Origin of the sequence: Pasteurella pantherarum (assembly GCF_049670885.1) — a bacterium.
Lineage (GTDB): Bacteria > Pseudomonadota > Gammaproteobacteria > Enterobacterales > Pasteurellaceae > Pasteurella.
In genome coordinates, this window is the sequence record NZ_CP187173.1 from 390988 (window position 1) to 412729 (window position 21742).

Annotated in this window: 22 protein-coding genes; 14 read left to right on the top strand and 8 right to left on the bottom strand. The window is 40.2% G+C overall.

What is annotated here, in order from left to right; genetic code table 11:
* Positions 1–49: 49 nt before the first annotated feature.
* The gene (locus ACPEEM_RS01960) at positions 50–598 is read right to left on the bottom strand and encodes an integrase (RefSeq protein ID WP_424405517.1); all 549 of its coding nucleotides are present in this window, start codon (positions 596–598) and stop codon (positions 50–52) included.
* A gap of 61 nt (positions 599–659) precedes the next feature.
* Positions 660–1292: a transferrin-binding protein-like solute binding protein gene (locus ACPEEM_RS01965; protein WP_424405519.1), complete on the bottom strand. Its 633-nt coding sequence runs from the start codon at positions 1290–1292 to the stop codon at positions 660–662.
* Positions 1293–1445: 153 nt separating this feature from the next.
* On the opposite strand from ACPEEM_RS01965, the gene ACPEEM_RS01970 reads away from it, so the two are divergent.
* The 3 genes from ACPEEM_RS01970 to ACPEEM_RS01980 all read left to right on the top strand — a co-directional run bounded on the left by ACPEEM_RS01970 (position 1446) and on the right by ACPEEM_RS01980 (position 3603).
* Positions 1446–1820, top strand: a complete 375-nt coding sequence (locus tag ACPEEM_RS01970; RefSeq protein ID WP_424404356.1) for a helix-turn-helix domain-containing protein — start codon at positions 1446–1448, stop codon at positions 1818–1820.
* 183 nt (positions 1821–2003) lie between these two features.
* Positions 2004–2735 carry an amino acid ABC transporter ATP-binding protein gene (locus ACPEEM_RS01975; protein WP_424407552.1) on the top strand — a complete coding sequence of 244 codons (732 nt, stop codon included), beginning with the start codon at positions 2004–2006 and terminating at the stop codon, positions 2733–2735.
* A gap of 25 nt (positions 2736–2760) precedes the next feature.
* On the top strand, positions 2761–3603 hold the full coding sequence (locus ACPEEM_RS01980) for a cysteine ABC transporter substrate-binding protein (RefSeq protein WP_424402598.1): 843 nt from the start codon (positions 2761–2763) through the stop codon (positions 3601–3603).
* A gap of 136 nt (positions 3604–3739) precedes the next feature.
* Here the strand turns inward: ACPEEM_RS01980 and ACPEEM_RS01985 are convergent, their stop codons facing one another.
* The 5 genes from ACPEEM_RS01985 to ACPEEM_RS02005 all read right to left on the bottom strand — a co-directional run bounded on the left by ACPEEM_RS01985 (position 3740) and on the right by ACPEEM_RS02005 (position 9441).
* Entirely contained in the window at positions 3740–4366 is a 627-nt protein-coding gene (locus ACPEEM_RS01985) for a YchE family NAAT transporter (protein WP_424402599.1), read from the bottom strand.
* A gap of 261 nt (positions 4367–4627) precedes the next feature.
* Positions 4628–5638, bottom strand: coding sequence for a galactose/methyl galactoside ABC transporter permease MglC (gene mglC, locus ACPEEM_RS01990; RefSeq protein WP_424402600.1), 1011 nt, complete (start codon positions 5636–5638; stop codon positions 4628–4630).
* Between the two features lie 26 nt (positions 5639–5664).
* Complete coding sequence (gene mglA / locus ACPEEM_RS01995; RefSeq protein WP_424402601.1) at positions 5665–7185, bottom strand: galactose/methyl galactoside ABC transporter ATP-binding protein MglA; 1521 nt, start codon at positions 7183–7185, stop codon at positions 5665–5667.
* A 70-nt stretch (positions 7186–7255) separates the two neighbouring features.
* Entirely contained in the window at positions 7256–8248 is a 993-nt protein-coding gene (gene mglB, locus ACPEEM_RS02000) for a galactose/glucose ABC transporter substrate-binding protein MglB (RefSeq protein WP_424402602.1), read from the bottom strand.
* A 185-nt stretch (positions 8249–8433) separates the two neighbouring features.
* Positions 8434–9441 (bottom strand): substrate-binding domain-containing protein, encoded by a 1008-nt coding sequence (locus tag ACPEEM_RS02005; protein ID WP_424402603.1) that lies wholly within the window; start codon positions 9439–9441, stop codon positions 8434–8436.
* A gap of 223 nt (positions 9442–9664) precedes the next feature.
* Between ACPEEM_RS02005 and galT the strand changes: the two genes are divergently transcribed.
* From galT to lnt, 5 genes are all read left to right on the top strand, one after another.
* Positions 9665–10711, top strand: a complete 1047-nt coding sequence (gene galT / locus ACPEEM_RS02010; RefSeq protein ID WP_424402604.1) for a galactose-1-phosphate uridylyltransferase — start codon at positions 9665–9667, stop codon at positions 10709–10711.
* A gap of 85 nt (positions 10712–10796) precedes the next feature.
* On the top strand, positions 10797–11954 hold the full coding sequence (gene galK, locus ACPEEM_RS02015; RefSeq protein ID WP_424407554.1) for a galactokinase: 1158 nt from the start codon (positions 10797–10799) through the stop codon (positions 11952–11954).
* The gene (gene galM, locus ACPEEM_RS02020) at positions 11948–12976 is read left to right on the top strand and encodes a galactose-1-epimerase (protein WP_424407556.1); all 1029 of its coding nucleotides are present in this window, start codon (positions 11948–11950) and stop codon (positions 12974–12976) included. Before galK ends, galM begins: the two co-directional genes overlap by 7 nt.
* Before the next feature lie 120 nt (positions 12977–13096).
* The gene (gene corC, locus ACPEEM_RS02025) at positions 13097–13999 is read left to right on the top strand and encodes a CNNM family magnesium/cobalt transport protein CorC (RefSeq protein WP_424402607.1); all 903 of its coding nucleotides are present in this window, start codon (positions 13097–13099) and stop codon (positions 13997–13999) included.
* A 59-nt stretch (positions 14000–14058) separates the two neighbouring features.
* Entirely contained in the window at positions 14059–15603 is a 1545-nt protein-coding gene (gene lnt / locus ACPEEM_RS02030) for an apolipoprotein N-acyltransferase (protein WP_424407558.1), read from the top strand.
* 159 nt (positions 15604–15762) lie between these two features.
* Here lnt and infA read toward each other — a convergent pair whose 3' ends face one another.
* Positions 15763–15981 (bottom strand): translation initiation factor IF-1, encoded by a 219-nt coding sequence (infA, locus tag ACPEEM_RS02035; protein WP_005717339.1) that lies wholly within the window; start codon positions 15979–15981, stop codon positions 15763–15765.
* Positions 15982–16176: 195 nt separating this feature from the next.
* Here infA and rfbB point away from each other — a divergent pair, with 195 nt between their 5' ends.
* The 6 genes from rfbB to ACPEEM_RS02065 all read left to right on the top strand — a co-directional run bounded on the left by rfbB (position 16177) and on the right by ACPEEM_RS02065 (position 21657).
* On the top strand, positions 16177–17223 hold the full coding sequence (rfbB, locus tag ACPEEM_RS02040; RefSeq protein WP_424402609.1) for a dTDP-glucose 4,6-dehydratase: 1047 nt from the start codon (positions 16177–16179) through the stop codon (positions 17221–17223).
* Positions 17224–17316: 93 nt separating this feature from the next.
* Positions 17317–18615 carry an aminopeptidase PepB gene (gene pepB / locus ACPEEM_RS02045; RefSeq protein WP_424408199.1) on the top strand — a complete coding sequence of 433 codons (1299 nt, stop codon included), beginning with the start codon at positions 17317–17319 and terminating at the stop codon, positions 18613–18615.
* Positions 18616–18628: 13 nt separating this feature from the next.
* The gene (ndk, locus tag ACPEEM_RS02050) at positions 18629–19042 is read left to right on the top strand and encodes a nucleoside-diphosphate kinase (protein WP_424402610.1); all 414 of its coding nucleotides are present in this window, start codon (positions 18629–18631) and stop codon (positions 19040–19042) included.
* A 153-nt stretch (positions 19043–19195) separates the two neighbouring features.
* Positions 19196–20350: a methionine adenosyltransferase gene (metK, locus tag ACPEEM_RS02055; protein ID WP_424402611.1), complete on the top strand. Its 1155-nt coding sequence runs from the start codon at positions 19196–19198 to the stop codon at positions 20348–20350.
* 66 nt (positions 20351–20416) lie between these two features.
* Complete coding sequence (locus tag ACPEEM_RS02060; RefSeq protein WP_424402612.1) at positions 20417–20920, top strand: SprT family zinc-dependent metalloprotease; 504 nt, start codon at positions 20417–20419, stop codon at positions 20918–20920.
* Positions 20921–21099: 179 nt separating this feature from the next.
* Positions 21100–21657, top strand: a complete 558-nt coding sequence (locus tag ACPEEM_RS02065; protein ID WP_424402613.1) for an opacity family porin — start codon at positions 21100–21102, stop codon at positions 21655–21657.
* The last annotated feature ends 85 nt before the right edge of the window (positions 21658–21742 follow it).

Below are 21742 nucleotides of genomic sequence, written 5' to 3' on the forward strand. Positions count from 1 at the left end.
GCATTTTATGTCTACTATGCCAACTTTATAGATGTTGACTCATTAAAGGTTATTTTTTCTCTAATGCTTTTCTTGCATCATAATCATTGATAAATTTATCGAAATTAGAAGCTACCACTTTATTTAGTATGTTCCCAATTTCTGCTAATGATGTGACAAATTTTGTTGTTCGCATTGTAGAAGTATATTCCTTATCTAAAAGAGAACGATTAGATTTATTATCTATAATGTTATAATTTACGGTGTAAAACCAGTCGACACTGTATCCAAGATCATCCATCTTAAATTTCTTAATTTTTACTTCTAATGTTTTCTTATCTCCATCTAAAGCAATACCACTGTGACGTAATTCTAATGCAGTTGCTCTTTTTACTAAATCAACGATAGGCTCATTAATCATGAAAGAACCCAAAGCAGTATTCTCAATTTGATTAACTTTAACATAGCCTAATTCTGCTGGTAAATATGAGAAATTACCTAACCTAATTTCACCATCAACTTTCACGTAATTTTGGGGAGAATATTGATTGGTTTCAATAGGTACAGCACATCCTGTTAATAATATGCTTATAAATATAATTGATAACAATTTTTTCATATAAAAACTCCTAAAATAAAAGCGATTTATCTTATATAGATAAATCGCCTAAAAGATAAAATTACTGTTTTTTACCACCAAAACTGACATCAAGATCCATTCCCAATGAATTCGCTTTTTCGAATTGAACTAAACCAGCCGCTTCTTTAGCATCTTTACCAAATAAAGCCCCCTCATAACGACCACTATCATTACCAACTACACTAGCTTTACCTGAGAATTCGGCCCCTGATAATCCACCTTTATGTAAAGTAATATCACGTCTAAATTCATCACCATTAAATACAGAAAATTTGATGTTGCCTTCTATTGTTTTGGCTCCAAAATCTACATTTAATGTAGTAACCCCACCTTTTGAGAATCCTTTATCATAACCACTTAACCAAACAGCATCACCTTTGTAAGTAGCAATTCCTGAATCAGGAATGTTAGTTGCTCTTTCTCCTTGATAGCGAAGCTCTTTCAATGTTTCAGCGTTATTTTTCCAAACACCATAAAATGAATAATCATTATTTTGCCCAAGCAAAATACCATCTCTGGTTTTTCCAGCAATTGTTCCTTTATCACTCAGAGTTAAATTAATGTTATCACCATCTGGTGTTTTTGCAGTACCAGCACCATCCCCGCCACCACCTCCACAGGCAGCAAGTACACTAATTGAAATGACTAAAGAAGCTAATTTTGCGATTTTCATTTTGTTTCTCCTTAAACTTGGGAAATTGAGTGAAGTTGAAAAAATACTCAATAATTGAGTATAAATTGAAATATACAACTGTATGGAAGTAAAGACAAGAGTAGAAATCATAAAAAATATCGCTCATTGAGTAACTTTTGATGAGAAATAAAAATGACCAAATTTATGGCTACTGATGTGGATTTAGCAATTGGGAGAAGGATTGTGCAACGCCGCCGAGAACTTGGTTTTACTGGAGAAGTTTTGGCAGAACAAATTGGTGTTTCGCAACAGCAATTTTCCCGTTATGAGCGAGGCGCAACAAAAATCAATGTAGCACATTTGGTTAATATCGCTGTGATTTTAAAAACACCAATCAGTTGGTTTTTTGCTGATAGCAAAGCGGAAAACTTGACCTTTTCTACTGGAGAACATTACGTACCTATTCGTAATGATGCGTTAAAACAGCGTCTTGATTACCATTGGGCAAAATTATCAAGTGAACAAAAGCGTAATTTGATCAACTTTTTGGATTCGATAAATAAATAAATAAAAAAGACAAATGCCGTAGAAAATAAGATTAATATTGTACAATTTAGTGCTAATCTATTTCAATTCCCTAATATGATATACATTATATATAACTAAAACGTATAAAAAATAACATCTAAGCCTTTGGTTTTTGTTTTAGTTTTCGGCAAAATCAGTACAACTTTTTTTAGGAAAAACACAATGGAATTACTTTCAATCCAACAATTACACAAAACCTATGGCAACACCGTGGCGATTCCTTGCTTGGATTTAACCTTACACAAAGGTGAAGTTGTGGTGATTTTAGGACCTTCTGGCTGTGGCAAAAGTACATTGCTTCGCTGTATTAATAGCTTAGAACAAAAACAAGGCGGAAAAATTACCATGGCTGGTGTAGGGGAGTTTGGGGTCGATTTGAGTTGGGAGCAATCTCGCCAGAAGGTGGGTATGGTGTTCCAATCTTACGAATTATTCGCCCACTTGAATGTGATTGATAATATTCTGCTTGGGCCATTAAAAGTCCAACATCGTGAGCGTGCAGAAGCTGAAGCTCAGGCAGATAAGCTACTTGCACGGGTAGGACTATTGGATCGTAAAACAGCCTTTCCTCGAGAATTATCAGGTGGACAAAAACAGCGTATTGCCATTGTTCGTGCCTTGTGTATGAATCCTGAAGTGCTGTTGCTAGATGAAATCACCGCCGCTCTTGATCCTGAAATGGTGCGTGAGGTGCTTGATGTGGTGTTGGAATTAGCGAATGAAGGTATGTCGATGCTGATTGTGACACACGAAATGGGCTTTGCTGAAAAGGTGGCAGATCGGATTGTGTTTATGGATAAAGGTGAAATTATTGAACAAGCGACACCAGAACAATTTTTTCATCAACCGCAAACAGAACGAGCCAAACAATTTCTTTATGGTATGAATTATTAAAACGACTTTCTTACAGGAGCAATCTATGAAACTCAACACAATACTTAAAACAGTTTTCGCAACAACGGTTGCCGCATTGGCATTAACAGCATGTGATAATGCCAATACGTCGACAAAAAATGCGACAGGAGAAAAAGACAGTGTCGCACAGCTGAAAGAAAAAGGGGTCATTCGCATTGGCGTTTTTGGTGATAAACCTCCGTTTGGCTATGTAGATGCAAACGGTAAAAACCAAGGCTTCGATGTGGAAATTGCCAAAGAGATCGCCAATGATTTATTGGGTAGCCCTGATAAAGTGGAGTTTGTGCTTACGGAAGCGGCAAACCGTGTGGAATACCTCAAATCTAACAAAGTGGATTTGATTTTAGCCAACTTTACTCAAACCCCTGCCCGTGAAGAAGTGGTGGATTTTGCTAATCCTTATATGGTGGTGGCATTAGGTGTGGTTTCACCAAAAAATGCACCTATTACGGATATTGCACAATTAAAAGGGCAAACCTTGCTTGTGAACAAAGGGACTACGGCAGATGCTTATTTCAGCAAACATCACCCAGAGATCAATTTGTTGAAATTTGACCAAAACACAGAAACCTTTGATGCGTTGAAAGATGGTCGTGGGGTGGCATTAGCTCATGATAATGCTTTGTTGTGGGCATGGGCAAAAGAGAACCCGAATTTTGATGTGGGCATTGGCAATTTAGGTCCACAAGAAAACATCGCACCTGCTGTACAAAAAGGCAATAAAGCGTTGTTAGACTTCATTAATCAGGAAATCTCTGCCTTTAAAACCAATGGCAAATTAAAAGCAGCTTACGAAAAAACCTTAGTGCCTGTTTATGGTGAGAAAGAAGATTTACTTGCCAAATAATGTTAAAACGTCCCCTTGATACATACCAAGGGGACGTTGAACTATTCCCTATTTTGTTGTCTTGAGTTAGGAATGACAGCAAAACTTTTCACATTTTGACCGCACTTTTACTCGCCAGAATATCGTCTTTATCGGGTTAGAAAACGCCGATGTTTTTTAATCCACTGGTGATAATTTCCACCCCTAACGACATTAAAAGTAAGCCCATGATACGGGTGATGACGTTTGCCCCTGTTTTGCCGAGTTTTTTAATCAGCGGTTCTGAGTAGCGGAAGAGCAAATAACAGGTGACGGCAAAGAGAATAATGGTGAGAGAAGAATAAAGGTAATCCATCGCTTGATGCTGTCTGGAACCAAAGACGATGGTCGCACTAATTGAGCCGGGACCTGCCATGATAGGCATAGCAAGTGGGACAACGGCAATATTATTGTATTCTTCAAGATTTTCACTTTTTTCTTCTTTATTGATTTTATGTTCCCCGATTTTACCGTTGATCATGGTTAAGGCGATTAATACCACAATGATACCGCCTGCAATTCGGAATGAATCAATCGAAATATTAAATGAATTTAAAATGAATTGTCCGAAGTAAAAACTGACAAGCAATATTACTGCAATAGAAAAACAGGTAATGAAGCCAGTTTGATTACGTTGCTCCTTGGTGAATGTGGAGGTCATGGTATAAAAAACGGGGACGACCCCAATAGGATTCACTAGGGCAATCAGGCTGATAAAAAATTGAAGATAAATGGTTAAATCCATTTTGAACCCTTATAAAAAATGAGTTAATTGATGGTTGCACATTATAGGGAGCCAGCCCGCAATAGGCAAACATCCGGATGGAAAATTCGGTGAGGAAGTGTGCATTTATACAGCCAATAAGTAGGGTGAAGGGGCTAAAGTGCGGTCATTTTTCGAAAAGTTTTTGCAATGGGAAAAGGGTAAGAAGGAGAGGCAAGGAGAAGGGCGGACAATGAGTCCGCCTTGACATGAATTGAAAGAGAAAACGTTGAGTTTTTGAGATTATTTTTTCTTCGCATATTTAAGGGAATCAATGGCTACGGCAAGAATGATGATGCTCCCTTTGATGATATATTGCCAGTATGGGTTAACGCCGATATAGGTTAAACCGTAGTTGATGACCGTAAAGATAATCACCCCTGTGACGACACCGATCACCGTGCCAACACCGCCAGCAAATGATACGCCCCCGACGACACAAGCCGCGATAGCATCTAGCTCATACATAAAACCGAGGTTGTTGGTTGCAGAACCGATACGACCAGCTTCTAACATTCCTCCGAAACCGTAGAACATCCCTGCGATCATGTAGATCACCACTAAATTGCGTGCTACATTCACGCCCGATACTCGTGCTGCCTCAGGGTTGCCACCAATGGCGAAGATATTTTTACCAAAGCGAGTTTTATTCCATAAAATCCAGACGAGGAAAGTAGCGATAGCCGCATAAATGGTAATGTAAGACAGTTTAAATGAACCGAATTTAAAGAAACCTTGTGTAAATGCGGAGAAGGTTTCGTTAAAACCCGCAATCGGAGAGCCACCAACGGCATCGTAATACAGGGAATTAATACCATAAATAATGATCATGGTTCCCATGGTGGCAATAAAGGGCGTAACATTTAAATACGCAATCACTAAGCCATTCACTAAGCCAATAATCGCACCAATGGCACAAACAATGAAAATCACCAGTGGGATTGACAATTCAGGTAAATCTGGAAAAACACGGTTAAAATTGTCCATGGCTTGTAGCAAGGTGGCGGAGATAACCGCTGCAAGCCCCACTTGGCGACCAGCGGATAAGTCTGTCCCTTGAGTCACTAAAAGACCTGCCACACCGAGTGCGATAATTAAACGCACAGAAGATTGGGTTAAGATGTTACTGAAGTTGCGTAAGTTCAAGAAAGTGGGATCTTGAATAATGATGATGCCGAGTAAAATTAATAAGACGAAATAAATTGCATTTTGTTTAAAGAATTCAAGGGATTTATTTTGTTTTAACGCAGCCATAATGTATGTCCTTATTATTCTGTGTGTTATAAATATTTTGCGGCGAGTTGGAGAATTTCTTCTTGTGAGGTGTCAGCGGTATTCACAATCCCTGCCACTTTTCCATTACTCATGACCAAAATACGATCTGTGACCCCTAATAATTCGGGCATTTCAGAGGAAATCATGATGATGCCTTTATCTTTTTTCGCTAATTCCATAATGAGCTGGTAAATTTCAAATTTCGCACCAATATCAATGCCTCGTGTTGGCTCATCAAGCATTAATATTTCAGGTTGGGTCAACAGCCAACGACCAATAATCACTTTTTGTTGGTTACCGCCAGATAAGGATCCAATATGGGTTTTGTGCGAGGGCGTTTTCACTTTCATGGCATCAATCACCCATTGGGTATCACTTTTCATTTTGGTATAGCTTAACAAGCCAAGTTTACTAATATAGGATTTCATATTAGAAATGAGCGAGTTAAATTCGATGCTCAAATTGGCATAAATCCCCGTGGAACGGCGTTCTTCTGTAACTAAGGCAAAGCCGTTATTGATGGCTTCAAAGGCATTATCATTTTTGACTTCTTGGTTATACAGTTTAATGACACCCGATTGGCGTTCACGTACCCCAAAAATCGTTTCAACAATATCTGTCCGTTTTGCACCGACTAAGCCTGCAATACCTAAAATTTCGCCTTTTCTGAGTTCAAAACTCACATTTTGAATAGAAGGTTGATTAAGTGCGGTGAGATTTTCGACAGTTAAGATGACTTCTTTAGGCTCGTTTGTTTTGGCAGGAAAGCGTTGGGTTAATTCACGTCCTACCATCATGGACACAATTTGTTCCATGGTGCTATTTTTGACTTCAACAGTATTAATCCATTTACCATCTCGGAGAATGGTGATTTCATCACAAATTTTGAAGATCTCATCCATTTTATGAGAAATATAAATAATGCCACAACCCCGCTGTTTTAACTTGGCAATGATATTAAAAAGGTGATCCACTTCTTTTTCGGATAAAGAGGAGGTGGGTTCGTCCATGATCACAATTTTGGCATTATAGGAAAAGGCTTTCGCAATCTCGATCATTTGCATTTGTGAGACGGACAGTTTCGCCACTTTCTCTTTGGGATCAATATCAATGTCTAATTCTTCAAAAATGGCTTTGGTATCACGGTACATTTTCTGATGATCAACAAAGCCAAATTTGAGTGGATAGCGACCAAGCCAAAGGTTGTCCATCACCGTGGTTTGTTTCACCAAATTAAGTTCTTGATGAACCATTGATATGCCATTTTCTAGGGCTTCTTTAGAGGTTTTGAAATTCACAGGTTTGCCAAGAAAGAGAATATCCCCTTCATCTTTACTGTAAATACCAAATAAACATTTTAATAATGTGGATTTTCCTGCCCCATTTTCCCCCATTAATGCATGTACTGAATGTGATCGCACGGTAAGATTGGCATGATCAAGTGCTTTAACACCGGGAAAGGATTTACTGACATTTGTCATTGTGAGCAGGATTTCAGAGTTTGGAGTTGAAATTTGCGTTGTCATATCCACCTCACATAAAGTGGGGAGGCAAGCCTCCCCAAAATGATGACGACTTGATTTATTGTTATATGATTTATTTTAGGAAACTATCTAAATTATCTGCATCCACCCCGACATAAGGGATACGAACAACACGATCTTTTAATTGCCATTTGGTGCCTTCCGTTGGTGCTTTACCTTGTGCTAAGTTATGACTTAATTGCACAATAGCTTTACCTTGGTTCACCCCATCATTTAACACGGTACCCGTAATCTCACCTTTTTTAATCAGTTGTAAGACTTCAGGTAAGGCATCTACACCAAAAATCGGTAATTTTTTGCCGTGTGATTTCATGGCTTCCAATGCCCCCATCGCCATGCCATCGTTATTGGCGATAATCACTTCAATTTGATTGGCTTTCGAGCTAGATAACCATGCATCCATTTTATCTTTTGCTAATGCCGCATCCCACATGCCAGTATCAATAAATAATTGTTCGGTTTGAATGCCTTGCTGATGCAATTCTTCGATCACAAATTTGGTACGAGCCTCCGCATCAGGGTGTCCTGGTTCACCTTTTAATAAAACATATTGAATTTTGCCATCTTTATTTAAGTCATAATTTGCATTGGCTTTCCAATGTTTCGCGATTAATGAACCTTGAATTAAACCTGATTCTTTCGGATCGGTCCCCACATAATAGGCATGATCATAACTGGCAATGGCTTTTGCACCCGGATCTTTATTGAAGAATACAACAGGAATATCATCTAGTTTTGCTTTACCAATAATGGTTGGGGCGGCGGCAGGGTCAACTAAATTGATTGCTAACACTTTTACCCCTTTAGAAATTAAGCCGTCAACTTGGTCATTTTGCATGGCTTGTGCATTTTGGGAGTCATTCATTAATAATTCAATATTTTTGAATTGTTGTGCTTCTTTGTGGATTTCTTTACGCATTAATGACATGAAATTATCGTCATATTTGTAAATGGTTACACCAATACGATCTGCTGCTTGCAGAGATGATGAAGCAATTCCTAGACCTACTGCTAAAGCCACTGTACTCAATACGGTTTTTTTCATAGTAACTCTCCTGTTTATATTCATGGATAGTGTTATCCTTTCGCTTCCCACTCATTTGAGCCTAGATAACTGACTGCATCATACTGGAAAATCTTCCCAAAGACTGTGATCTTACTCACATTTGTGAAAGCGATTACAAAGATGTCATAAAAGTGTTAATAAGATCACAATTTATGGCGATATGCTTATGGTTCTATGACTTGTTCAGTTGAAAAACGTCTTACCAAAGTCGGATTAAATTGTATGTTACTTGGAGCTTTGATTTCCGTATTCACCAAACTTAATGCCAATTTAGCGGCATAATTTGCCATAAGATCAATGGGATATCGAACAGTTGTGAGTTTTGGGATCAGGTAACGGGCAATGGGCATATCATCAAACCCAATAATGGAAAACTGTTCTGGAACCTGAATGTTATTTTCATTGAGAACGGAAATCGCCCCCGCCGCCATGGAATCATTATAGGCAACAACAGCGGTGAGATTGGTGTTATAGCTGAGCAAATTAATCATGGCTTCTTCCCCCCCTTCAAAATCTGGGGAACTATGAGTAATGGCGTGTTCTATGGCAGGAATATGATGTTTTTGTAACGCATTTAAATAACCATTTTGACGCTCTAATTCATCAGAAATGTAGTGATTTGAGCCAATATAACCAATATTTTTATGCCCTAAACGAATCAGCATTTCAGTGGCAAGAAAGGTGCCTTTTTCATTATCTAAACTCACACAACGATTTTCATAACCCTCAACAATGCGATTGATGATAACCATACCAGGCACTTTTGCCAGATAGTTTTGTAAGATTTGATCGCTCAGGGCTTTTGAATGTACCACTAAACAGCTACAACGTTTACGCAACAAGGTGTCAATGGCGTCCATTTCTTTTTCGGCATGGTGGTAGCCAATCCCAATCAATATGGTTTTTTTGTATTCTTCAGCCACTTTATCAACCGCTTTTACTAAGATGGCAAAGAAGGGATCGGTAACATCGGTTACCACCACCCCAATGGTTTCCGTATTTTTCATGGCAAGTGCTTGGGCATTGGCATTAGGCTGATAACCTAATTTTTCGACCGCACTTTCTACGGCAAGGCGAGCTTTGGCACTTGCAGAAGGATGATTGTTTAACACCCTTGATACGGTTGCCACAGACACGCCAGCCTGTTTTGCAACATCATGAATTGTAATCATTTTTCCTACCTCTAATCATTAAATAGCATGGTCTATTATCATATAAAAAATAGGGGTAATTTGAAAACGCTTACCGTTAAAAATGTTTGCTTAATCACAAAAATCAGCATTTTTTTACCATGAATGACAAATTTTGTGATCTAGTTAACAGTTTATTTTGTAAAATTTGCTATCTTATGCGACAATAATTGTAAACGCTTTCATTTTGAAGGGGGAGGGGGAGATGACTCATCAGCAATTTGACCCAACGACACATCCTCATCGTCGTTATAACCCATTAACAGACCAATGGGTGCTGGTTTCCCCACATCGGGCAAAACGTCCTTGGCAAGGACAGCAAGAAAAAGTGAGTGAAGAAAATAAACCGACTCATGATCCCAATTGCTATTTATGCCCTCGTAACAAGCGAATTACTGGGGCATTGAACCCTGATTACCACAAGCCCTATGTATTTAAAAATGATTTTTCGGCGTTATTAGAAGAGACCCCAGAGCCTGAAAAGAGTGATGATCCTTTATTTCAACTCTCAAAAGCAGAAGGGGAAAGCCGTGTGATTTGTTTTTCACCCGATCATAGCAAAACCTTACCACTTTTAACGGTGGAAGAAATCGAAGCGGTGGTGCGAGTTTGGCAACAGCAGTTAAATGAGCTGGGACAGCGTTATCCATGGGTGCAAATTTTTGAAAACAAAGGGGCAGCGATGGGCTGTTCTAATCCCCATCCACATGGGCAAATTTGGGCAAATAGTTTTTTGCCGAACGAAGTGGCAAAAGCCGATCAAACCCAGCGAGCCTATTGGCAAAAATACGGTTCCGTGATGTTGGTGGATTATGTCAAACGGGAACTTGAGTTAAAAGAGCGGATTGTGGTGGAAACGGAACATTGGCTTGCCGTTGTGCCTTATTGGGCAGTGTGGCCTTTTGAAACCTTGTTATTGCCGAAAGCCCATGTAAAACGTTTGACGGATTTAAATGATGAGCAGGTGAAAGATTTAGCCTTAGCGTTAAAGACATTAACCACCAAATATGACAATTTATTTGAAACAGCTTTTCCTTATTCAATGGGGTTTCATGCCGCCCCTTTTAATGGTGAAGAAAATGCACATTGGCAGTTACATGCACATTTTTATCCACCTTTGTTACGTTCAGCCACTGTACGCAAGTTTATGGTGGGGTATGAAATGTTGGCAGAATCGCAACGTGACCTTACCGCAGAACAAGCAGCTGAGCGGTTACGAGTGTTGAGTGATATTCACTATAAACAACAATAAATAACAATAAAAAAATGCGAAAAATGACGGGGTTGATATGTCATTAAACGCTTTCAATCATGAAATAAATGAAAAGGGAATACTTATGACACCATTAATCTTGGCGAAATCGTTGTTTGTACAACATTTTCAAGGACAGCCAGAGGTGAATGTTTATGCACCAGGAAGAGTGAATATTATTGGTGAGCATACGGATTACAATGAAGGTTTTGTGATGCCTTGTGCCATTAATTATGGTACCGCCATCAGTGCTCGAAAACGTGATGACGGCATTTTTAAGGTGTATGCAGGGGATTTACAAGAATGGGATGAGTTTGATATCAACCAAGAAATTCACCCCAATCCCGATAAAAAATGGACGGGATATGTCCGAGGGATGGTGAAATTTCTTAAAGAACGCGTTCCTACTTTTTGTTGTGGTGCAGATTTAGTGATTTCGGGCAATGTGCCTTTGTCAGCTGGGTTAAGTTCTTCCGCATCGTTAGAAGTGGCGGTGGGGAAATGTTGTCAACAACTTGCTGACTTGCCTCTAAGCAATACGGAAATTGCATTAATTGGGCAAAAAGCAGAAAACCAATTTGTAGGTTGCCAGTGTGGCAATATGGATCAATTGATTTCTGCTCTCGGTCAGAAAGATCATCTTTTGATGATTGACTGCCGTACTTTGGAAACCACTCCAACGCCAATTCCACAGGATGTGGCTGTGATGATTGTTAATTCACATGTAAAACATGATTTAGTGGCTGGAGAATATAATACTCGTCGTCAACAATGTGAGATGGCAGCAAGATTTTTCGGTGTGAAGGCATTGCGTGATGTTTCTTTTCAGCAGTTTAAAGAAAAAGAAGCAGAATTGACCGCACTTGATGCAGATGTGGCGAAACGTGCTCGCCATGTGGTGACGGAAAATCAGCGTGTACAGGATGCCGTGAAGGCATTGCAGTGTGGAAATTTAACATTGTTAGGGAAACTCATGGCACAATCCCATGATTCAATGCGTGATGATTTTGAAATTACCGTGCCAGAAATTGATTATTTGGTAGAGCTTGCACAATGGGCTATCGGCGATACAGGTGGTGCCCGTATGACTGGTGGAGGATTCGGTGGATGTATTGTTGCTGTTGCCCCAGTGGAAAAAGTGGAAGCTGTACGCCAAATTATTGCAGAAAATTATGAAAAACAGACGGGACTAAAAGAAGACTTCTATGTTTGTACAGCATCACAGGGAGTGTATGTATGCTAGTCCAAACGGCACAAGGAACGGCACCTGATGGTTTACCTTACCATGTGTTTACGCTCAGCAACAGCAATGGAATGTCTATTCAAATCATGGATTGGGGGGCGACATGGATTACTTGTCAGGTGCCTGTGCAAACGGAGTTGCGAGAAGTCTTAGTCGGCTGCAAACTAGAGGATTATCCTTTTCAGGATGCCTATTTAGGGGCAACGGTGGGTCGTTATGCTAACCGTATTGCAGGCAGCGACTTTCATTTAAATGGAAAGCAGATTAGCTTAAAGGCGAATCAAGGTGTTCATCATTTACATGGGGGAATGGTGGGCTTTGATAAGCAACGTTGGCGTGTTGGTCAGTGCAGTGAAAATGCAGTCAGTTTTATGTTATTTTCGCCTGATGGTGATCAAGGGTTTCAGGGAAATGTCGAGGTTGTGGTGACTTATACTTTGACAGAAGACAATTGTGTTGAACTCGTTTTTGATGCAATCAGTGATAAGGATACGCCATTAAACTTAACCAATCACGCTTACTTTAACTTAGTGAACGCAGAACAGGGAGTTGATATTCGTTCACACTTTTTGTGCTTACATGCAGATTATTATTTACCGGTGGATAAGGAAGGGATTCCTAATGCCCCACTTAAATGCGTACAACAAACGAGTTTTGATTTTCGAACAGAAAAAAAACTTGCTCAGGATTTTTTACAAGATGAGCAGATCGCCGTGAATGGTTATGATCATGCTTTCTTATTAAATAAACAGCAAGATGTGCCTTGTGCGATCTTAACCGCACCCGATCGGCGTTTACAGTTACAGATGTTTACTTCACAGCCTGCTTTACAAGTCTATACGGGTAATTTTTTAGCGGGAACGCCAAGACGACATGGCGGGGTTTATCAAAACTATGCGGGCATTGCCTTGGAAAGCCAAGCCTTGCCTGATACTCCCAATCATCAAGAATGGTGGTCATTGGGGGGAATGAGTCAAGCCAATGAAAAATATCATCATTGGACAAAATTTAAATTCTTATAATAACGATAAATGCGAATGTTAGTTCCTTTGGCCCCTCTGTCTGGGGCTTTTTTTTGCTATCTATTTTAAAATGTGTTAATTTTCAAAGGTCAATGTTAACGGAGACCGATTCAAAATTTTATGACCAACGAAGACCAATCACATTCAATCCAAACAGAGCATTCAAATAAAAAAAGTTTCTTCCAATCGCTTTTTGGGCGTTTATTTCAGGGGGAGCTGAAAAACCGTAAAGAACTGGTAGAAGTGATCCGTGATTCTGAACAAAATGAGCTTATCGATCAAAATACCCGAGAAATGATCGAAGGCGTGATGGAAATTGCGGAATTGCGTGTCAGGGATATTATGATCCCACGTTCGCAAATTGTCTTTATTCAAACTGAACAGAATTTAGATGCTTGCCTTGATACCATTATTGAATCTGCACACTCTCGCTTTCCTGTCATGACAGATGAAAGAGATAATATTGCAGGCATTTTGCATGCCAAAGATTTATTACGTTTTTTACGTTCCAATGCGGAAGAATTTCATTTGTTACCTTTACTACGCCCTGCGGTGATTGTGCCTGAAAGTAAACGTGTCGATCGCATGTTGAAAGATTTTCGTTCAGAACGTTTTCACATGGCAATTGTGGTTGATGAATTTGGGGCAGTATCGGGGTTAGTGACGATCGAAGATATTCTCGAACAAATTGTGGGCGATATTGAAGATGAATTTGATGAAGAAGAAGTGGTCAATATTCGCCAACTGTCTCGCCATACTTATGCGGTGCGAGCGTTAACGGATATTGATGACTTCAATCAACAATTTAATACCCATTTTGAAGATGAAGAAGTGGACACCATCGGCGGGGTGGTAATGCAAGCCTTTGGCTATCTACCAAAACGGGGTGAAGAAATTACGCTTGAAAACATCGGCTTTAAAGTTACCTCGGCAGACAGTCGCCGTATTATCCAATTGCGGGTTACCGTCAGCGATGATCAACTCGCTGAGATTGAAAAAGCCGAAGACAATAAAGAAGAATAAATTTTAGATTATCAATCAAATAGCACGGGTTTTACTCGTGCTTAATTATTTGGACTATTATGCGACAGACATTTTTGACTTATCTTATTGCGTTTATCTCTGGTGTGGTGGGGGTGCTGGCATTTTCACCTTTTGATTATTGGGGATGTGCTTATCTTTCCCTGCTAGGCTTGCTTTGGGTTGTCAAAACTTCTTCAAAAAGCACCGCACTTTTCTCAGCCTTTTTGTGGGGCATGGGCTTTTTTACCTTTGGGGTACATTGGTTGCATGTCAGTATTCATCATTTTGGCGGTGCTCCAGTGGTGGTGAGTTATCTCTTGGTGGTGTTACTTTCTGCTTATCTGGCGTTATATCCTGTGCTGTTTGCTTATTTGGTAAAACGTTTTCAAGTTCAAAGTGTGGCAATGTTTCCCGTCATTTGGACTTTGACGGAATTTTTGCGAGGCTGGGTGTTCACGGGGTTTCCTTGGCTACAATTCGGTTATACCCAAATTGACAGCCCGTTTGCAGGGATTGCCCCTTTATTTGGGGTGGAAGGGCTGACGTTTTTTGTCATGTGGGTCAGTGCAGTGATCTTTAGCCTGACGAGTGCCTTACTGGCTTCAGAGAAAAAAGTGCCGTTAATTATCGCCAATACGCTAGCATTACTGATCATGGCAAGTTTAGCGGCTTATAGTGATCAAGTGGATTATGTGAAACCCGAGCAAGAGAAAGCCCTTAAGGTGACTTTAGCACAAGGGAATATTGAACAAAATTTGAAGTGGGAACCAGAATATTTATATCGCACCTTAGCCATTTACCAAAGGTTAATTGCTCAGCATTTGGGCAAAAGTGATGTGATTATTTTGCCAGAATCTGCCTTGCCTGTTTTGGAAAATCAGATTCAACCTTTTTTTACAGAATTACAGCAAGTGGCACAGCACCTTGGCACGGAAGTGATGATTGGATCCATTTATCATGATGTTGCTCAGGACAAATTGTTTAATTCGATCGTCGCATTAGGGAATCCAAACAAGCCTTATCAGCTAGAGGATGCCCCGCGTTATAATAAGCATCATTTAGTGCCTTTTGGTGAATATGTGCCTTTGGAAGCCTTGTTACGACCTTTAGGGCACGTGTTTAACTTACCCATGTCTGCCTTTCAATCTGGCGATGAGCAGCAATCCCCTTTGCCTGTGAAAGGACGAAAATGGACCCCAGCCATTTGCTATGAAATTATTTTAGGTGAGCAGTTACGCCAGAATTTACAGCCAGACAGTGATTTTATTCTCACCGTGTCTAATGATGCTTGGTTTGGGGATTCCATCGGTCCGTGGCAACATTTGCAAATGGCAAGAATGCGAGCCTTAGAATTGGGTAAGCCCGTGATTCGTGCGACCAATACAGGGATCAGTGTTTTTATCGATGAAAAAGGGAAAATCGTGGCACAAGCCCCACAATTTGTGGAAACCAGCTTAACCCATCACATTGCACCGACAACAGGGAAAACCCCTTATGCGGTATTAGGTAACAAACCGCTTTATGCCTTAGCCTTACTGCTTGTCTTGTTGCGTTTGGTGGGAGGCGTGTTGAAACGTCGCTTGTGGCAACATACCACGACATAGCGTTATGATCAGGTTATGATTGAAGGGGAAAAAGATAGACAAAGGGAAAGCAAGCACGCTTTTGACGGTGCGAGCTAAAAAGTGCGGTCTATTTTAAAAAAGTTTGACACCAGAAAGGCAAAGGGCAAGTTCATAGACTTGCCCTTTGTGCGATAAACATTAACGACTACGGAAAATGATGCGACCTTTGTTTAAGTCGTAAGGGGTCATTTCGATAGTCACTTTATCACCCGTTAAAATACGAATATAGTTTTTACGCATTTTGCCAGAAATATGGGCGGTAACAACATGACCGTTTTCTAATTCAACACGAAACATCGTGTTTGGCAAGGTTTCTAAAATGGTGCCTTGCATTTCAATGCAATCTTCTTTTGCCATTGGTTCCTCTAAATAAACTTTACAAATTATGCCGCACTGATGAATTTGGCGGAATCTCGTTAAAAAATACTTGCGGATTATACAGTTTTTGTTCTGTTCAGGAAAGTTTTTATTCTCAGTGTTTCAACAAACAGGATAAGATATGCCTCAATTTGAGTTTATCTCGCCTAGATTACACCGTTATAGAGCATCAAAATGAAAATTTTAATTACAGGTGGGGCAGGCTTTATCGGGTCTGCCTTAATTCGTTATTTATTGACACAAACAACACATTCCATCATCAATGTGGACAAACTCACTTATGCGGCGAATTTAGCCGCATTGCAACCCCTTGCACAGCACCCGCAATATTTTTTTGAGCAAGCAGATATTGTTGATCATAATGCGATGCAACGGATTTTATCGCAATACCAACCTGATGCCATTATGCATTTAGCTGCCGAAAGCCATGTGGATCGTTCCATTGTTGGGGCGGGGGCATTTATTCAAACCAATATTGTTGGCACCTACCAATTGCTGGATGTGGTGAAGGCTTATTGGCAACAATTACCTTGTGATAAGCAAGGGCGTTTTCGCTTTTTGCATGTTTCCACCGATGAGGTGTATGGCGATTTGGCGTTGACCGCTTCCCCTTGGCAAGAAGGCACCGCTTATCAACCTAGTAGCCCTTATTCTGCCTCGAAAGCTTCAAGCGATCATTTGGTGCTAGCTTGGCATCGAACCTATGGTTTACCGACAATCATAACCCATTGCAGTAATAATTATGGTCCTTATCAATACCCTGAAAAATTGATTCCTTTTATGATCAAACAGGCATTACAGGGAAAACCCTTAACCCTTTACGGCGATGGACAACAACGACGAGAGTGGCTTTTTGTGGAGGATCATGTGCAAGCATTGTATTTGGTGTTAACAAAAGGCAAGGTGGGCGAACATTATCATATTGGGGCTGAAAACGAAAAAACGAATTTCAGTATAGTGAAAGAAATTTGTCAATATCTCAATCAGTTACGTCAAGAAGGGCAGTTGGAGGCGTTCGCTTCACAGCTGGTTGATATTGACGATTTCCAACAATTAATTTGTTTTGTGCAAGATCGGGCAGGGCATGATGTTCGTTACCGATTAAACTGCGATAAAATCAAACAGGAATTGGGTTGGCAGCCTAACACGGCGTTTAAACAAGGCTTACAAAACACGGTGCAATGGTATGTGACCTATTTCGCCTCGCAGTTGACTGCCTAAAAGATCCTCTTGCAATCAGATACAAATGGTTGAAAAACTGTTATATTGAAACACGTTTCTTATTTCTTTATTTAAAAAGGATTTCGTATGTCGATGCAAGTGATCTTATCTACACAACCTGCCAGTGAGGTTTGGGGCAAAAATGCGTTACTGAGTTTTCAACAAGAACAAGCCGTGATTCATCTGCGAGATCTTTCCGATCGTCATGCTGTGCAAAAAGCGGCACGTAAATTGCGTGGTCAAGGCATTAAAGATGTTGAATTAGAAGGTGACAACTGGCATTTAGACACCTGTTGGGCATTTTATCAGGGCTTTTACACGGCAAAACAAGATTATACACTTGCCTTTCCTACCTTAGAGGATGCACCACAAGCAGAATTATTCGCACGGATTCAATGTGGCGATTTTGTACGTGAAATCATTAATTTACCTGCTGAAGTCATTACCCCTGTGGAGCTGGCGACCCGTGCGGCTCAGTTCATCGAAGCACAAGCGGAAGATTATTGTGAGAAAAGTGCGGTCAGTTTTAACATTATTTCGGGTGAAGAACTGAAAGATCGCAATTATCAAGGTATTTGGAATGTGGGGCGGGGATCTGCTAACCCACCAGCCATGTTGCAATTAGATTTTAATCCCACAGGGAATCCTGATGCCCCTGTGTTAGCTTGTTTAGTGGGCAAAGGGATCACGTTTGACAGTGGTGGTTATAGCATCAAACCAAGTGAAGGGATGAGTACCATGCGTACGGACATGGGGGGCGCCGCCTTATTAACTGGGGCATTGGGGTTAGCCATCGCTCGTGGTTTAACACAACGTGTCAAACTTTATTTGTGTTGTGCAGAAAATTTGGTGAGCAGTCATGCCTTTAAATTAGGTGATATTATTACTTATAGCAATGGCGTTAGTGCTGAAATTTTAAATACCGATGCGGAAGGACGTTTGGTACTCGCAGACGGATTAATTGAAGCGGATAAACAAAATCCGCAATTTATTATTGACTGTGCAACCTTAACAGGGGCGGCTAAAGTTGCTGTTGGCAATGATTACCATTCAGTATTATCCATGGACGAGGCTTTAGTGGACGCCTTATTACAATCCGCACATGCCGAGCAAGAGCCTTTCTGGCGTTTACCTTTTGCAGAATTACATCGCTCACAAATTAGCACGGCATTTGCAGATATTGCGAATACAGGGACGGTGCCCGTTGGGGCAGGGGCAAGTACGGCAACCGCCTTTTTGTCTTACTTTGTGAAAAATTATCAACAACATTGGCTACATATTGATTGTTCTGCCACATATCGTAAAGCGGCGAATGATTTATGGGCCGTGGGTGCAACGGGACTGGGCGTACAAACCTTAGCACATCTCTTATTAACCCAAGCAAAATCGTAAGGATTTTAGAGCAATGGAAAAGACTTTATCAATTATCAAACCCGATGCAGTAACTCGTCACTTAATTGGGGCAATTTTAATGCGTTTTGAACAAGCGGGGTTTCGTATTGCCGCCGCCAAAATGCTTCATCTAACACAAGCACAAGCAGAAGGGTTTTATGCAGAACATCAAGGCAAAGGCTTTTTCGCTGATTTGGTGGCATATATGACCTCCGCACCAGTTATGGTGCTTGTATTGGAAAAAGACAATGCAGTGAAAGACTACCGCACTTTAATTGGTGCAACCGATCCTGCACAAGCCGATGCGGGGACCATTCGAAAGGAATTTGCCATCAGCCATCGTCAAAATTCCGTGCATGGTTCTGATAGCCTTGAAAGTGCAAAACGTGAGATTGCATATTTCTTTGTTGAAAATGAGATTTTTTAAGTCTGAATTTATTGCGGATTAAACGTCGTTCCCCTATTTATTGCTGAATAAGTAGGGGAAATTTTTTTATATATAAAGATTGAATTTTCTGTTTAAAAGCGTATTATAGACGTCCAGACGCAGAAACATCTAAATGAACACGAGAAGGATATTATGTCTAGCTATTTATTTACTTCAGAATCGGTGTCAGAAGGACATCCAGATAAAATTGCCGATCAAATTTCTGATGCGGTATTAGATGAAATTTTGAAACAAGATCCGAAAGCCCGTGTCGCCTGTGAAACCTATGTGAAAACAGGTATGGCATTAGTGGGTGGGGAAATTACCACCTCTGCTTGGGTGGATATTGAACACCTGACTCGTCAAGTGATTTGTGATATTGGTTATAAACATTCTGATATGGGCTTTGATGGCAATTCTTGTGCAGTGTTAAATGCGATTGGTAAACAATCTTCCGATATTAACCAAGGCGTGGATCGTGAAAATCCATTAGATCAAGGTGCTGGCGACCAAGGCATTATGTTCGGTTACGCGACCAATGAAACCGATGTCTTTATGCCTGCGGCAATTACCTATGCACACCGTTTAATGGAACGCCAAGCCAAAGTGCGTAAAGATGGGACATTATCTTGGTTACGTCCAGATGCTAAAAGCCAAGTGACCTTAAAATACGAAGACAATAAAATTGTTGGCGTTGATGCCGTGGTACTCTCCACCCAACATTGCGACAGTGTGAGCCAAAAAGACTTACACGAAGGGGTGATGGAAGAAATTATTAAGCCCGTTTTACCTGCTGAATGGTTAAGCAAGGACACCAAATATTTCATTAACCCAACTGGACGTTTTGTGATTGGTGGACCAATGGGCGATTGCGGTTTGACCGGTCGTAAAATCATCGTGGATACCTACGGCGGTGCGGCTCGTCATGGTGGTGGTGCATTTTCAGGTAAAGATCCGTCTAAAGTGGATCGTTCCGCAGCTTATGCCGCACGTTATGTAGCGAAAAATATTGTTGCCGCTGGTTTGGCAGAGCGTTGTGAAATTCAGCTTTCTTATGCCATTGGTGTGGCAGAACCGACCTCCATTATGGTGGAAACCTTTGGCACAGGCAAAGTCGCCAACGAATTATTGGTGGCATTAGTGCGTGAATTCTTCGATTTACGTCCTTACGGTTTAATTAAAATGCTTGATTTAATTCAGCCGATTTACCGTGAAACTGCCGCTTATGGTCACTTTGGTCGTGAACAATTCCCTTGGGAAAAAGTCAACCGTGCGGAAGAATTACGTGCCGCAGCGGGTTTGAAATAATCTTCTATGTCATTGAGGCGAGGCAACTCGCCTTTTTTATGCCTTATTCCTACACCTGTTCAGATAATGTCAGCAGAAACGCAATTCCGTCACTTAAAAATGCAAGTACAATGGCGTTTAACCCATTGTTTAAACTTGGCTCAACAGCATTTTCATCGCACCTTTTCGCCTCCGCAGGTGAGCTATGAGGTGCGAGGGCAAAAGGCGGGTGTGGCGTATTTGCAACAAAATTTGATTAAATTGAACCGCACTTTGCTGTTGGAAAATCCACAAGATTTTATTCAGCAAGTGGTGCCACACGAACTGGCACATCTCATTGTTTTTCAGCAATTTGGACGAGTAAAACCGCACGGCAAAGAATGGCAATCTGTGATGGAAAACATTTTTCATTTGCCTGCGGAGATTTATCATGGCTTTGATTTAGCTTCAGTGAGTCCGCAAAATATTGCCTACCAATGTCAATGCCAAACTCATTATCTCAGTCCCCGTCGTCATCAAAAAGTGTTGGCAAAAAGTGCGGTGTATTTTTGTAAAAAATGCCAAACAGCACTTCAACGCAGTCAATCTTAATCGCCATATAAAGGGATCATAACGCCCATAGATAACTTTAGGCTATGTTTGCAATAGGAATCGACCTAAAATTGTATATTTTTTGTCAGTATTGTAAATTTAAGTTAAATCCTAAACGCTTTTTTAAAATGAAGTGATATACTTGCCTCGTATTTAACCACTAACGATAAGAGGAATCTATGATGAAAAAGTCATTATTAGTATTAGCAATGGGCACATTATTTGCGGCAACAGCAAGTGCTAATTTCTATGTTCAGGGGGATTTGGGTTTATCACAAAACAAATTTAGTCATTATTCAGAGCTTAATAAAACAAAATTTGAGCCTCGTTTAAGTTTTGGTTACGACTTTGGTGCATTACGTTTAGCTGCGGATTATACTAAATATAGCAACCTTTCAGGTAATGCAAAATTTAAAAATGTTAATGAGCATGTTTCGGTAAAAGCTCATGGCATTGGTTTTTCAGCATTTTATGATATCAATGTAAATTCAGCTTTAACACCTTATATTGGTGTTCGCTTATCATCTAATTCCTTTGATATTAAAAATTCTGGTGAAACTTTTTATAGACATGTTAAAACAACAAAATTAGGTTATGGTGCGATCGTTGGTGCTCAATATGAGTTAACCTCTAACGTGTCATTAAATGCAAATTTAGAATACAATAATTTAGGATATTTTGGAGATACAAGAGTATCTCAATACGGTGCTAAAGTTGGTTTACGCTACGAATTCTAATCTTATCATTGAATAAATGCTCCAAAGTGCGGTGGAAAATGGAAAAATTTCGCCGCATTTTTCTTTTTTCTGCTTTCTGCATGAT

Coding starts and splice junctions, on each gene's coding strand:
- ACPEEM_RS01960 (WP_424405517.1), bottom strand. CDS start 598: ATGAAAAAATTGTTATCAATTATATTTATAAGCATATTATTAACAGGA.
- ACPEEM_RS01965 (WP_424405519.1), bottom strand. CDS start 1,292: ATGAAAATCGCAAAATTAGCTTCTTTAGTCATTTCAATTAGTGTACTT.
- ACPEEM_RS01970 (WP_424404356.1), top strand. CDS start 1,446: ATGACCAAATTTATGGCTACTGATGTGGATTTAGCAATTGGGAGAAGG.
- ACPEEM_RS01975 (WP_424407552.1), top strand. CDS start 2,004: ATGGAATTACTTTCAATCCAACAATTACACAAAACCTATGGCAACACC.
- ACPEEM_RS01980 (WP_424402598.1), top strand. CDS start 2,761: ATGAAACTCAACACAATACTTAAAACAGTTTTCGCAACAACGGTTGCC.
- ACPEEM_RS01985 (WP_424402599.1), bottom strand. CDS start 4,366: ATGGATTTAACCATTTATCTTCAATTTTTTATCAGCCTGATTGCCCTA.
- mglC (WP_424402600.1), bottom strand. CDS start 5,638: ATGGCTGCGTTAAAACAAAATAAATCCCTTGAATTCTTTAAACAAAAT.
- mglA (WP_424402601.1), bottom strand. CDS start 7,185: ATGACAACGCAAATTTCAACTCCAAACTCTGAAATCCTGCTCACAATG.
- mglB (WP_424402602.1), bottom strand. CDS start 8,248: ATGAAAAAAACCGTATTGAGTACAGTGGCTTTAGCAGTAGGTCTAGGA.
- ACPEEM_RS02005 (WP_424402603.1), bottom strand. CDS start 9,441: ATGATTACAATTCATGATGTTGCAAAACAGGCTGGCGTGTCTGTGGCA.
- galT (WP_424402604.1), top strand. CDS start 9,665: ATGACTCATCAGCAATTTGACCCAACGACACATCCTCATCGTCGTTAT.
- galK (WP_424407554.1), top strand. CDS start 10,797: ATGACACCATTAATCTTGGCGAAATCGTTGTTTGTACAACATTTTCAA.
- galM (WP_424407556.1), top strand. CDS start 11,948: ATGCTAGTCCAAACGGCACAAGGAACGGCACCTGATGGTTTACCTTAC.
- corC (WP_424402607.1), top strand. CDS start 13,097: ATGACCAACGAAGACCAATCACATTCAATCCAAACAGAGCATTCAAAT.
- lnt (WP_424407558.1), top strand. CDS start 14,059: ATGCGACAGACATTTTTGACTTATCTTATTGCGTTTATCTCTGGTGTG.
- infA (WP_005717339.1), bottom strand. CDS start 15,981: ATGGCAAAAGAAGATTGCATTGAAATGCAAGGCACCATTTTAGAAACC.
- rfbB (WP_424402609.1), top strand. CDS start 16,177: ATGAAAATTTTAATTACAGGTGGGGCAGGCTTTATCGGGTCTGCCTTA.
- pepB (WP_424408199.1), top strand. CDS start 17,317: ATGCAAGTGATCTTATCTACACAACCTGCCAGTGAGGTTTGGGGCAAA.
- ndk (WP_424402610.1), top strand. CDS start 18,629: ATGGAAAAGACTTTATCAATTATCAAACCCGATGCAGTAACTCGTCAC.
- metK (WP_424402611.1), top strand. CDS start 19,196: ATGTCTAGCTATTTATTTACTTCAGAATCGGTGTCAGAAGGACATCCA.
- ACPEEM_RS02060 (WP_424402612.1), top strand. CDS start 20,417: ATGTCAGCAGAAACGCAATTCCGTCACTTAAAAATGCAAGTACAATGG.
- ACPEEM_RS02065 (WP_424402613.1), top strand. CDS start 21,100: ATGATGAAAAAGTCATTATTAGTATTAGCAATGGGCACATTATTTGCG.